The 12,331-nt window shown below is 33.6% G+C and carries 12 protein-coding genes and 2 pseudogenes; 6 read left to right on the top strand and 8 right to left on the bottom strand.

The features are described 5' to 3' along the window. Positions 1 to 301: 301 nt before the first annotated feature. The 4 genes and pseudogenes from ACFQZ1_RS08800 to ACFQZ1_RS08785 all read right to left on the bottom strand — a co-directional run bounded on the left by ACFQZ1_RS08800 (position 302) and on the right by ACFQZ1_RS08785 (position 2,682). The gene (locus ACFQZ1_RS08800; RefSeq protein ID WP_377881760.1) at positions 302 to 580 is read right to left on the bottom strand and encodes an AbrB/MazE/SpoVT family DNA-binding domain-containing protein; all 279 of its coding nucleotides are present in this window, start codon (positions 578 to 580) and stop codon (positions 302 to 304) included. Positions 581 to 928: 348 nt separating this feature from the next. Continuing rightward, complete coding sequence (locus tag ACFQZ1_RS08795) at positions 929 to 1,540, bottom strand: restriction endonuclease (RefSeq protein WP_377881762.1); 612 nt, start codon at positions 1,538 to 1,540, stop codon at positions 929 to 931. Positions 1,541 to 1,583: 43 nt separating this feature from the next. Next, positions 1,584 to 2,438, bottom strand: a pseudogene (locus tag ACFQZ1_RS08790) (DUF3991 and toprim domain-containing protein); the annotation flags it as partial. A 94-nt stretch (positions 2,439 to 2,532) separates the two neighbouring features. Continuing rightward, on the bottom strand, positions 2,533 to 2,682 hold the full coding sequence (locus tag ACFQZ1_RS08785; protein WP_377881759.1) for a hypothetical protein: 150 nt from the start codon (positions 2,680 to 2,682) through the stop codon (positions 2,533 to 2,535). Positions 2,683 to 4,082: 1,400 nt separating this feature from the next. Between ACFQZ1_RS08785 and ACFQZ1_RS08780 the strand changes: the two genes are divergently transcribed. Continuing rightward, positions 4,083 to 4,946, top strand: coding sequence for a hypothetical protein (locus tag ACFQZ1_RS08780; protein ID WP_377881758.1), 864 nt, complete (start codon positions 4,083 to 4,085; stop codon positions 4,944 to 4,946). 191 nt (positions 4,947 to 5,137) lie between these two features. Here ACFQZ1_RS08780 and ACFQZ1_RS08775 read toward each other — a convergent pair whose 3' ends face one another. From ACFQZ1_RS08775 to ACFQZ1_RS08765, 3 genes are all read right to left on the bottom strand, one after another. After that, the gene (locus ACFQZ1_RS08775; protein WP_377881757.1) at positions 5,138 to 6,601 is read right to left on the bottom strand and encodes an FtsZ/tubulin family protein; all 1,464 of its coding nucleotides are present in this window, start codon (positions 6,599 to 6,601) and stop codon (positions 5,138 to 5,140) included. 2 nt (positions 6,602 to 6,603) lie between these two features. After that, positions 6,604 to 7,029: a hypothetical protein gene (locus ACFQZ1_RS08770; RefSeq protein ID WP_377881755.1), complete on the bottom strand. Its 426-nt coding sequence runs from the start codon at positions 7,027 to 7,029 to the stop codon at positions 6,604 to 6,606. Positions 7,030 to 7,563: 534 nt separating this feature from the next. Next, positions 7,564 to 8,157: a DUF3967 domain-containing protein gene (locus ACFQZ1_RS08765; RefSeq protein ID WP_377881754.1), complete on the bottom strand. Its 594-nt coding sequence runs from the start codon at positions 8,155 to 8,157 to the stop codon at positions 7,564 to 7,566. A gap of 403 nt (positions 8,158 to 8,560) precedes the next feature. Between ACFQZ1_RS08765 and ACFQZ1_RS08760 the strand changes: the two are divergent. From ACFQZ1_RS08760 to ACFQZ1_RS08740, 5 genes and pseudogenes are all read left to right on the top strand, one after another. Beyond that, positions 8,561 to 10,088, top strand: a pseudogene (locus ACFQZ1_RS08760) (type IV secretory system conjugative DNA transfer family protein); the annotation flags it as partial. A 2-nt stretch (positions 10,089 to 10,090) separates the two neighbouring features. Beyond that, positions 10,091 to 10,624: a hypothetical protein gene (locus ACFQZ1_RS08755; protein WP_377881763.1), complete on the top strand. Its 534-nt coding sequence runs from the start codon at positions 10,091 to 10,093 to the stop codon at positions 10,622 to 10,624. Then, positions 10,584 to 10,799: a hypothetical protein gene (locus tag ACFQZ1_RS08750; RefSeq protein ID WP_377881753.1), complete on the top strand. Its 216-nt coding sequence runs from the start codon at positions 10,584 to 10,586 to the stop codon at positions 10,797 to 10,799. Before ACFQZ1_RS08755 ends, ACFQZ1_RS08750 begins: the two co-directional genes overlap by 41 nt. A 41-nt stretch (positions 10,800 to 10,840) precedes the next feature. Further along, positions 10,841 to 10,990 carry a hypothetical protein gene (locus ACFQZ1_RS08745; protein ID WP_377881752.1) on the top strand — a complete coding sequence of 50 codons (150 nt, stop codon included), beginning with the start codon at positions 10,841 to 10,843 and terminating at the stop codon, positions 10,988 to 10,990. A gap of 16 nt (positions 10,991 to 11,006) precedes the next feature. Next, positions 11,007 to 11,489: a macro domain-containing protein gene (locus ACFQZ1_RS08740; RefSeq protein ID WP_377881751.1), complete on the top strand. Its 483-nt coding sequence runs from the start codon at positions 11,007 to 11,009 to the stop codon at positions 11,487 to 11,489. A gap of 418 nt (positions 11,490 to 11,907) precedes the next feature. On the opposite strand, the gene ACFQZ1_RS08735 is transcribed toward ACFQZ1_RS08740, so the two are convergent. Then, positions 11,908 to 12,207 carry a hypothetical protein gene (locus ACFQZ1_RS08735; protein ID WP_377881749.1) on the bottom strand — a complete coding sequence of 100 codons (300 nt, stop codon included), beginning with the start codon at positions 12,205 to 12,207 and terminating at the stop codon, positions 11,908 to 11,910. Positions 12,208 to 12,331 lie beyond the last annotated feature (124 nt).

Raw genomic sequence — 12,331 nt, 5'->3', positions numbered from 1 at the left:
ATTCTTTGATAGTATGAAATATGCAGGGTTTTATACAATGCCGTACTGGTATGGTTTTTTGTGTTCCCGTTTGTTACTGGATTAGCCCAAAAATTGTATAAGATTCTGCATGCTCCTAGCACTATTAAAACTACTTATTTTTATGTCAAAAACTGCTTAGCGTGGGTTTTTTCAAAAATACTGGATGTCCCCCACGTACAATCTCCTTTTTTTGATATGGTGAGGTTAATTTTTATATAAAAGGTACAGTATGTGAAATTATGATTATTTTATTAAAAAAAAGCCCCTATAGAGGCGCTAATTATTTCACAAAATATTTTTCTAATTCTCTCGATAAAAATTTTACACCTTCGGGACTTAAAGTAATTTTCCCTCCTGCTAAAGAGATATTTTGATTGGATACCTCTCCTGTGATTATACAAGCACTATTAGCTTCATATTTTTTTAAGATAATTTTATCCCCATCCACATAAATTTCTAAAGGTGTCTTTTCTTCAATTGTTAGTGTACGTCTTAATTCCCTCGGTAAAACTACACGACCTAATTCATCTACTTTTCGAACGATACCTGTTGATTTCATAAAACCCTCTCCTTATATAATTTAATGTTGCACTCCCCATATCCTATGTCACCTTTTATTATATCAAAAAATCAAACATATCGTTACAATGACCAATACCATTAAAAATAAAATAGCATTCAAAATTTTTGGTTCATGATTTGATAAGAATCCTATGATAGCTTCATTCCTTTCAAAATCATCTATAAATGATTTTTCTTCATTTGAGACCTATCGCATTATCTCCTATGTTAAAATGCGAAATAAACGAATTTGAGAAGTCATTTTTTGATTAGAACATAATTTTTAAAGGAAAATAGAAATAAGTTCCTAAAAATAACAAAAGAGCCGAAATTAGATTATTTCAGCTCAACTATTAATTGCTTCAGTGTGTGTACATGAAGGAAATTGCGAACATCCAAAAAATCTATTACCATTTTTCTGAGATTGTCTAACCACTAAGTCATGTTTGCAAATCGGACATTTCCGTTCTGCAGGATTGATTTGGCGATAAATATCTTCAGCTTTTTGCTCTGGATTTACCTTATTAATCAAATTTTGAAGTTCAAATCGATCAATGAGTTTAACCTGACATGCTTTCGCTAATTCTTCAGCTTGCTTTGTATACAAACTATTGGTCACAATCCACGCCTCATCTGCTTTGTAGTATGCTTTTCCTGCATATACTTCCTGCACCGCCTTAATTCCAACTCGATTTTTTATCCCATATCGCTTCGCTTGAATGACTATACGATTTTTCCCTTTTAGTACGACATCCACACCATAATCGCACGAACGTTTTGTGACCTCTGGACGATATCCAAGTTCACGAAAAAGTGCTTTTAAATATACTTCAAATTGAAATCCATCCATCTTGTCAATATACCGAATCCCTGACTTTGCCATCCTCTTCAGCATACGAATTTCACGTATTTTTCTATAACCCCATTTCAAAATATGAAAGGTAATATAAAGACCCATCCCATACAAAAAAAGTTGTAATGCACCTGGTATCGGTAATCCGTTAAACACTTCGTTCCATCTCCTTTTTCTGTATTGGTACTGTTTGTTTCTTTTGGTGTTTTTGCGATTGTATATGTGCCTGTTGTATTTCCGTTAATTTTATGGAGGTTTTCAAAACATCATTCCAATCTTTTTCTTGCGGAAGATGCATTTGTACCCGTGGTGTAATTGTTAAAGCTCCCATTTTCTCTGTAAATTCTCTCCCTGCCTTATCATTATCTACTGCCAGAACAATTCGATTCACAGAAAGTCCTTCATCTTTTGCTTCTTTAAACGAACGTAAAACAGTTTTTATTTTAAGACCATTCATACTCACCAGACGTGCGTTTTGAAGCCTATTTTGTTGTAAAGACCAATACGAAAGAAGGTCAATCGGACTCTCAAAATAATAAATGGATGTTGGTTTTCCAACATCCACTGTAAATCCCGTATGTGGTTTTCCATTCGGTAAAATTTGTTTAAAAGAGCCTCGCCGATTATCCATTTTGACTGTTCCTTGTCGCTCCGCTCCTACAATGTTTCCTGTTCCACCGTTTTCTCGCCATTTAAATACGACATTCTTCTTTTTATCTTGTGCAATGAGATCCTGTTGGATCAACCAATTTACTAAACGAGAATCAATTTTTCGTTCTCCAATTAAATATTGTTTAACCGCCTGTTTATCCTGAACTTCTAAATGTTCAGGATAGCAAAACGGCTCATTTTGTTTTGGTTCCTCTTCCTGGGATGGTGTAAAGGTTGGATGATTTCCTTGATTCACATCACGAACCGCTTCTTGAAAAGACATTCCATAGTACATTCTGGCAAAGCTAATCGCTCCATATCCTTTCTCCCCCCGGCTATTCCAAGCATACACCATCCGTTACTAAAATATTTCTAATTATTTAACAGAAAATTCAGATAAATATCCCCAGTGATAAACTCTTCTTTCATTAAATGATTTTTATCCCTTAGTTTCTATTAGCATTTGCAGCCTTAATACCAAATGTACCCCAAATAAATTCTTTTCCTTGCATATCAGAAACTAACCAACCGGCTTCTTTTACTAATAAAGATTCCACAATCCAATTGTATAATTTACGACCAAATTCATAATTCACTCATCCAATAACCTTTTCAGTTCCAATCCTTCATTTGTCTACTCTTCCAATGGTTTCGTATGTGTCTCCTTTTCTTTAACTTTTGGATATATCAGTTGTATCTTTTGATTTTGCTCTTATTTTTCTGAATCTCCTAAATAAGATTTTGCTAGCGCAATTGCTTTTTATGCACAATTGTATATAGCACTTTATACCATTTTTCTATCGGGAATCTCTCATACATGTTATGTTTATAACTAATATATCTACGCAAAGATTGCAAGGATTCTCTAGCGATCCCTATACTTGCGCGTTCATCTTTTGTAATAACAAATCCATATTCATTGGCCACTTTGTTACAAGCAATCAGTATCTTTTTACGACTATTCCCCTTGTTATTTCGACCGTACGCTACCGTTATTAGATTAACTTCAACCGATTCGGCAATTCTTCTACGTATGGTTCTTACCCCAACGTCATATTTAAGAGCTAAATTAGTTGACTGATACTAACATGCTCCCCTCTCTTGGGACTTAAAGCATAAATCTTGAAGAGCAGCTTGTATCTTTTTCTTAAACAAAAACCGACAATTCCCATAGAAATCCTTAATTCTGGCATACATTTTATATTTCAAGACTATTAATTTTTGTTTATCAGAATGATAAGTTCTAATTCCACGCATGTATTGGTATTGTTGGGAACTGAGTATTGTACTTTTAGACAGGTTCTTCTCTCCATTTCTTCACAAAAAGGAAAATTATTACATCTTCAAATAAAAAAGTACCCTACGGTGAACTGTCATAGGTAGTTGACGCTACACGATAATGGTAGTTAAAACCTTTTAGATTTCCTTTATATTTAATTAGTTTACATAGTAGCAGACATTTTACATTTTTGTTAACTTTTTCTAAAAATAATATTCAACATATTTGATATACAAATACAAATGCACCATTTGCGAGATCCTCTTCTCACGAATGGCTTTTTTTATTTATCAAATCTCATTTAGTGTGTCCACATGTAACCAAACCCCTTATTTCAAAGGCTTTAAAGGCATTCCACATAACCACCACAAGCATTCGTTTTTGTAACCTACATGTGATTAATGATCCACAAATGATAAACATGTTGTCTACCACATGTTGTAACATGTAGACATTTTGTACACCACAAGTTGATTACTAAACACATGTAGATCACATTTTTATATTCATTTCCTCCGAAACAAGCGGTAAAATGTACGGAAGTTTGCTATAATGATAGCATATAAACCGTTGTGGAAACGTTGATATGATAATGTTCTGGTTATTTGTAGACCACATGTTGCTCAACAAACAATATTGATATATGAAGGAATATATCCGATATAGCCGGATATGTGATTAGGTATTCCTTGTCATAAGGAAGGATGTGTGAATGAAATGAGTCAACTAGAATCCGAATTAAAACAAACGGAAGCAAACACAAGCGTTCAGAAAGACGACACAGTTTGGAGAATATCTGAATTTGCTAAGAAAATTAGTAAACATATAAATACGGTTGATAACTGGTTTAAGCAGTTAGAAAGCAGTGAAGTACACTATATCAATCGATTACCAAACGGTGAAAAGGTATATGACACGTTAGACTTAAAAATTGGTCTATTTATAAAGCAAAAACGAGAGGAAAAATGGTCATTAGATGCAATTTTTGACCAATTGCCAGCACGATATCCATGCAGGGACTTTCCAGAACCTCAAGATTTGAGTCAGAAATCATCCGAAATTATGGATTTAGACGACCTTACGAGGAAAATCAAAGCAGAAGTATCGGCGTATATAGAAGAAAATTTAGAGCCGTTTACTGCTCAATTAGCAAATTTAGATAAGTATATACAAGATACGGTTTCAGCTAAGATAGAGGAACAAGTAAAGGTATTGCAATTAGAAATGTTGCAATCCTTACCGCAGCCAGCGGAAGAACAACAGAAAATGATTGAAGAACAAATAAAGAAACAATTTGAATTAGCGAAAACTGAAATTGCAGCGTCAATACCACAACAAACCGAAGTAACTGAAGAACAACAAAGAAGTCAACGGATTGAAGATGTATTGCTGTTACAGAAAATACGAGTGGAATTAGAGCAAGAAGCATTGAATGAATGGTTAAAGAAGCCGGAGCAAGAAAGGTTTCAACAAGTGGGCTTTTTATTTAAAAAACAGATTGAAGACGTTGCAGCAAAGCAGTCTTTTATCAATGATTATGTAAATAAGCGTTTTGAAGAAAGATTAAAAATATTGATTTAACAAAAAAAAGGGATAGAAAGTACTTTAATTCTTGAGAATTATTGTACAAGTTCTATCTCTTTTTTTATTTAAACCGTTCTGCTAGTGTGGCCGCTATAACGGTTCATTTATATTTCCGTTACAGTATTAAGAAAGATATACCAGCTATATCTCGTTTTTATTAGAAATATAACCAGTATATTTTTATAAAATTAAATCTTCTCAATATCATCTAGAGTGATACCCGCTAAAATATCCTCTACACTTGGATCTGATGTATTTTCTGTTTTTTCTTCTGTACCTAATTCTAAATCCATGCCTTCAAGTAAATCCATATCTAATTCAATATCTAAATCTATGTCGGTAGTAGCTGCTATTGTAGCGATTGCAGATTCCTCATAAATTAGTTCGTTTTGTTTATCTTGGAACTCTTTGTATTCCTCAACTAAACCTTTTGCTAGTCTAGCAGGTAAGCCTTCTGTTTTGTAGAAGGTATACACGCTAGATTCATAATCATTCTTTAATTCAAGATACCCTGAAAAGACAGTACCGTTGATAGGAAGCGTTTCTACAACTTTATCCTTCGCATCATCAATAAATGAACTACCCAAATTTTGATTTGGATCTAGAACCGCTAAAAGTCCAACATGATGAACTTTTGAAACAACCTTTTTGCCATCTTCTTCGCGAACAAGTTGAATAGATTCATGTAACGCGCTACCTTGAATAGATTCATTAAACATATCTGTTATAACTTTGTTATTTGTCACTTCATTCGTTGGTTTAGCTGTTTTATTAAGTACTAAGCAACCCTTGTGCTCTAATAAAACTCGTTTAAAGTCTTCTTTATCTAAGATAACAGAAGTTCCACCTACACTTGGAGCTATGTTTACTTCATGGAAAAGATCAACGAATTTTTTATTAGCATAGTCACGAGCGTTATTTACCCCAAGTTCAGCCTTTGTTGCTTCATTTAATGATTTAAATTCATCTGCTAAATATTGATTGTCTAGGAACTTAATGAAAGCTATACCGTTTTTATCTTTATTCGCGAATTCCCAAATCCTTTGAGCGAATGCGTTTACCTGTCTTAATACATCTGGACCGTCTGAACGTACTGGAAGTGTTACAACAATACCGATTTTAGGGTGCTTTTCACGTGCTTTTTGCATTGCAACTACTTGATATTTTGCAATTTGAGCTTTATCTTTTAAATGCTCTTTTGGTGCAGCGTTTAATAATGCCTTTAGTTCAGTCATGATTGTTGGCTTGATGTGGAATTCATAAAATTCCTCGATAGCTTTTACAATTGTTGAGGTACCAGTTCCACCGCCAAGTCCAGCAACAAATAAAACAAGATCATCGGAAGGTCTTACTTGATCTGCAATGAAACTTTTTAATTCTTCTTTTACCTTCGGATTTTCTTCTAGGATATTTATAGCTTTTTCAGGGTTTTTCCCTAGACCACCAAGCCCAAGAGATAGTTTATTTTCTTCTGGAATGTTCTTTAACTCTAATAAGTCACCATTATTACTGTTTAAAGCTAGGCAATTATAAATTGTTTTACCATTTTGTTTGATAGCAGCAAATCGATCAGCAATACGGTTACCTGCTTGTCCGAATCCAACAACTGTTAAGTTTAAAGCTGGTTTGTAATTCAATAATTCTTTAGCCATTTTTAATTATTCTCCTTTTCTGATTGATTTTCTAAAATGAAATTTTTAAATACTTGCTTACCGCGTACAGTTAGATGTAAAAATTTATATGGTTTTAAATCTTTATAATAAATCAAAGACATTGCGAGTAAGATATCCACATATTTTTCAGCAGTTTTTCTATGTATGTTGGCTTGAGCTTTCTCGTAGGCGTGAGTACGGCCTTTTTTCACACGTACTTGCCTTGTTAACACAACGTTTTCAGTAATGTCATTGATGATAACTCCAGTAGATACATCTCCTGTTTTTTCTTTTGTAATCAATGTCTTAGCAATAAAAAGAAATACGTGATTTAACACTTCGTCATGCCTAATGATTTCGTAGAACATATTTGTAAGTTCGTCAGTAAGTTTAGATGAATTGTATTTTTCATTTAGTGAGCTATCCAACAAATCTGCTCCTTTCGTGAATATAAATCTTAGTGCTTATTTATATAATATCTCTTTATAGACTCTAATACAAGACTCTATAGGAAAAATATTTTTTAATTTATTATCAAATAAAAATCTAATAAGTCTATGTATATCAACGTATTCAACGTCATGTCTTATTATAGAGTCTATGAAGGGAATCTATATACAAATTTAACAAATAGTATATTCTTATTATTAACGAATGATAGCAAAGTCAACTTCCGATTACAAATAAATGGGAATCATTCAACTGTACATGTTACAAATAGGGGAGTTAATTAGCACTATAATTTTAAAGAGTCATTTTATAGAGTCTATATATGGATACGTTTATTAAAATCTTATACAACAAGGAAATAATATAAATATATTGAAAATAAATATATCAACAATAATTTATAGAGTGTAATAATAGAGTCCATAAAAAGAGTCAAAAAATAAGATTAGGAGGTTGGCGCTTCATTACTTGATTTTCATACAATAAATTCTCTTTCCAAATCAAATAATGAGCTACTTCCGTCCTAATCCAAGTAAGCGTTTCATGTTATTCCATATTCCTCGGTTCATTTTACTTGCTGCAATTTCTTTTTTAACTAACTGTATCTCTCTAAGAACTGTCATTAATTGTTCATCCCTTGATGTTTCCATTTCTTTTTGCTTATTTTTTACTGCTTCTTCTACAAGAAGGGGAGTTTGTTTTTGTGTTTCTTGTAGTTGTTTCGTTAACTCCGCTAAAAGTAACCCTTGTTGTTGTAATGTTTTACCTTGTTCTTGTATGAGGTGCATGATTTCAACATTAGATTGGTAACTTGGACCATTTGAAAAGGTTGATAAACCTCCATTTTCTCTTAATTCATATTCATCAACTAGAATTTCACATGCCATTTCTAGTGTAACTTTAGGTTGCTTCCTTAGTTCCTTTAATCGAAATAACATTTCAATGTCCTCTTTTTCAAACATTACAAGACCTTGTTCGCTTCTTCGGAACTTATAATCAGAGTTTCGCTCGATCAAGTTATAGTATTTTTTAAAAGTAGGCAACTTCATATGCAATATATCCGCTGCTTGTGAAACTGTATAAGATATATCTGGTGTATTCGTCATAACCGTTATCCCTCCTTACTATCATTTTCGATATATCGGGTATATTTACCTATAACATTCCTTCGTACTTTTCTGAGTGTTTTCGACTAATCTGAAATGAAGTATATACGAAAAAATATACAATGCTTTAGTATGTGTTTTTTAGGCTCCCATGTTCCTCATAAACAATGGTTATAGGAGGGGGAACCACTGAGAATCGTATCAATTTTGTCTGCTCCCGTTACTGCTTGTTATTTTATTTACAGCATGGTTTTCAAATCACTTGATACGCTACTGAGAGGAATTCTTTAATTGGCTTCAATCCTATGAGTACAAAAATAAGAAATTAGAAAAACTGTTCGATAAACAGGAAGAGGAAGTATATCCTGATGTAACACTTGGGCCACATAAAGAACATGGTGAGATGGTGAAAATCAAAGGTAAAGATCGCACCTTAAATAAGGTCATCATCGGACCGATTGGTTCTGGTAAAACATCTAGTTTAATTATCCCTATGATTAACCAAGACCTCCATTGGATGAGTCGCTATATAAATAAATACGAAGATGCGAGGAAACGTAAGGATTATAATAGTGAAGATGTGAAAGGTACATTTCTATCGGGCATAACCGTTATTGAGCCAAGTAATGACCTTTGCCAAAAGGTATATCAGTTATGTAAGGCTCATAACATACCTGAAGAAGCCATTTTCTATATTGACCCATCAAATCCGAATACAAAGTGTATCAATATCCTAAGAGGACCAGTAGATAAAGTTGCCGAGGTTTTCACAATGGTTATCGCCGGTTTATCTGAAAGTAACAACGCCTTTTTTGAACAAGCACAGCGTAATCATTTGAAACAATTCATCTATATTTTGAAGCTGCATGACCCTGAGAAAGATGTTACATTTGATGATTTAATCAACATGTACAATGATGTTGAACTTGTCCATCAAATGCACAAAGAACTGAAAAAAGAAGTAGAAAAACACGAGAACTTTATTCAAAACAACGAGTACACGCGTGATGAATATAACCAATACTTAATCATAAAAGGTGTTGACGAATGGTTTACCAATACAATTCGTCCGTATAAGGATAACAAAGGGGGAGAACTCTGTTATACGAGTGGTAAGTATCGTGGACAGCCTATGCACTATGACGCAGAATCCGATTATGTAAAAGGTTTACGAAATATCTTAAATGACCTAGCAAGTAATATTTTGATTCGTCGTGTTCTATTTGGTAAGTCTGATTTTGATTTTGATGTTCATTTAGAAGCAGGGGGAGTCCTTCTAGTAAACTCAGATAAAAGGAATCTAGCAGAGCTTGCTAACGTATTAGGGAAATTTGTTTTGTTAAGTATGCAGAATGCTGTTTTCCGTAGACCGCCAAATAAATCACCTTACCACCATTTAATCGTGGATGAGTTTCCGGATTATGTCGTACGCCCGTTTAAAGAGTTTCCTGCACAGTCCCGTAAATATAAGTTAATCTTAACAATTGCATCTCAAACGTTATCCCAATTAGCACTAGATTTTACGGAACATTACATGTTAACTCTTTTAGGCAGCTTCCGTAACAAAATGGTATTTGGTGATGTTACACCATACGATGCAAAGATATTTTCAGAGTTATTCGGTGAAAAAGAAGTATTTACTCAAAGCGACTCTGAACAGAATGTATCGCCTATGCAGGATAGTCCTGTTAGTCGTATGGGGGCATCTTATCAAAAAACGAAAGATGTTATTATGTCACCAGCAGACATTATGAATTAAGGAGCGTTCGTTTGTGCAGTTCGTGTCGTACAAGACAATACTGTTCAGCCTGTACAACAAATTACATCTAACTTTGTACCGAAAGAAGAGTTTATAAAAGCTACGGTTCAAGCCGAAGAGGAAAAAATTAATATATGGCTAAATGATCGTCGGAAATTAATACATGGTTCTAATGTGTCTTCTCTTCCAACAGAAGAAGATGATCCGAGTGATATTTTAAAAGCAGTTGATGAAGTAAAACATCGGCAGCAGGGTGAACAAGATAATACGATTGAAAACACCGCAGATATAGCAAATACAACGGATGTAGCAGATATAGCTAATATTAAGGAATTAACTGATATAGGAGATATAGAAGGTGTAACAGGAGCAGCGGATTTATCAAATGTTATAAATCTAGAAGATAGAGTTAGCAAACCTGTTACAGCAGATGTAGCGGATATACCAGATATACCAACTGTACAAGAAGAGGTCGAAGTAACGAATGATGTAAATCCCCCACAATCTATCGAATCTTTAGAAATGGAACCGATTATATACGAAGAGGAACTAGAAGATATATCTGATATAGAAGCAAAGCTTAACCAGGAACTGCTGCATGTAAATGAATTCATTACCATGCCAATTGAAATGGAACACATCGAGGAAACTATACCTGATATATCTGTTGAAGAAGTTACGGAGAAGAAAGGAAAGTGTTCTTCATGAAAAGGAAGCTGCTTTCTTTGGTTCTGTTATTAAGGAAATCAACACAGTTGAAAACCAACAGCAACCTGCTTCAAAACCAATTGTTCCAAATGTTGCTGTTAAACAAGAACCTGTTCCTGCAAAACAAAGTCAATTGAATTATATGAAAGATCCATTATTCAGTGATATGGATTGAATATCGGTTAAGAAGAATTGAAAAAGAAGGGAGCTTACATAATGAGTGAGTATACGAAAATATATTTTCCTATTGATAATTTAATTGATAAACATAAAAACATTGTGATTATTGGGCGTATAGGAAAAGCAGAAGAGAAGGTAATTCAAGTAAAGAACAACGTAAAGTCATTGAAAAACAGTACTTTTTAGAAAGGATATATGCTAAATGAATCTCTATATCAAAAATGGGAATATAACTGATTTTGCGGAAGAAGTTGATGTTATAGTCAATGCTTGGAATAGAAATTTTTTACCATCATTTTTGTTAAGAGAATCCGGTGTTTCTAAAGCAATTAGAAACACCGTAGGAAAAATTCCGTTTCAAGAATTGGAAAATTACGGTCTTTTAAAATTAGGTGAAGCAGTAAAAACATCCTCCGGCCATTTAACTTGTAAGCCGTTGATTCATGTTGCGGGCATTAATGCCTTATGGCGAGCGACAGAATTTTCAATAAGACAATCCGTATCGAATGCTTTACGTCTGCTTGTTAAAGAGGGTTATAAATCAATAGCGTTGCCCTTAATAGGGAGTGGAACTGGACATTTCGGGAAGGAAAAATGTTTACACTTTATCAAAGAAGAATGTAACAAGTTCAAACATTATGGTATTGATATTTACATCATAAATTACGAAAAATTAATTTTCTGAGGTGATTTAATGCATTCTTTATTGTTTGCATTATGCATGTTTATCTTTGCAATTGTCATACAAATAAATGCTACTATTCTGTGGAGATGCTTTCGTTTTATGAGGAAGGATTCTAAGCATTCAAGTAAGAAAGTCGAATACGTAAATGTTGTTAATGGAGAAGTTTTAGACCCGTCTATTATTAAAAACATGAAAAAACAATCTCGTAATAAATAATACTATAAACAAAAATAAAGAGAGATTAGATAGAACCTCTTAATACTTCCATCTGAATCTCTCTTTTTTATATCTTATTTGTTGTAGTATATATGGGAGTACCGCCAGCATTTCGGAAAAAAACCACGCTAAGCAAAAAAACTAGCCTCTACAAAAGAAGCTAGTTGACGTAAAATTCGTTCTCGGAAGTCATTTTATATTTCTACATGTGGACTTTTTCTTTACTCTTACGGATAAACCTCCAAAAAGCCACAAGTAGTATGAGAAGCGGTATTGCCTGAATGAAGAAAAATCCTTTCCAAAAATCTAGTATAGTACTGTCTGGCGGATCTGTTGCCATTCCACCTATAAAAAAAGCCATTGGACTTGTAAATAGATTTACCCCTAAACCAACCATTATGAATGATAGATTTTTAGCCTTAATTTTTGGTGAATCAGCCATTAAGAATATGAATATTGCAGTGCCGAATATAAGAAACAGTGTTCCATAAAATATAACCATAATATTCCTCCCATCTAAACAGCAAACCCCTCTCTATCAAAAAGAGTGGTATAGTGGCCTTAAAATAAGATATAAGAGATAAAGTCCAAGAAGAATGGCAGTTATTACACGTGATGTTGCCGCC

Origin of the sequence: Bacillus sp. CGMCC 1.60114, assembly GCF_042676365.1 — a bacterium.
GTDB lineage: Bacteria > Bacillota > Bacilli > Bacillales > Bacillaceae_G > Bacillus_A > Bacillus_A rhizoplanae_A.
This window is presented reverse-complemented; position numbering and strand designations above follow the sequence as displayed.

Coding starts and splice junctions, on each gene's coding strand:
- ACFQZ1_RS08775 (WP_377881757.1), bottom strand. CDS start 6,601: ATGGCTAAAGAATTATTGAATTACAAACCAGCTTTAAACTTAACAGTT.
- ACFQZ1_RS08745 (WP_377881752.1), top strand. CDS start 10,841: ATGAGTGAGTATACGAAAATATATTTTCCTATTGATAATTTAATTGAT.
- ACFQZ1_RS08795 (WP_377881762.1), bottom strand. CDS start 1,540: ATGGGTCTTTATATTACCTTTCATATTTTGAAATGGGGTTATAGAAAA.
- ACFQZ1_RS08765 (WP_377881754.1), bottom strand. CDS start 8,157: ATGACGAATACACCAGATATATCTTATACAGTTTCACAAGCAGCGGAT.
- ACFQZ1_RS08780 (WP_377881758.1), top strand. CDS start 4,083: ATGAGTCAACTAGAATCCGAATTAAAACAAACGGAAGCAAACACAAGC.
- ACFQZ1_RS08740 (WP_377881751.1), top strand. CDS start 11,007: ATGAATCTCTATATCAAAAATGGGAATATAACTGATTTTGCGGAAGAA.
- ACFQZ1_RS08800 (WP_377881760.1), bottom strand. CDS start 580: ATGAAATCAACAGGTATCGTTCGAAAAGTAGATGAATTAGGTCGTGTA.
- ACFQZ1_RS08735 (WP_377881749.1), bottom strand. CDS start 12,207: ATGGTTATATTTTATGGAACACTGTTTCTTATATTCGGCACTGCAATA.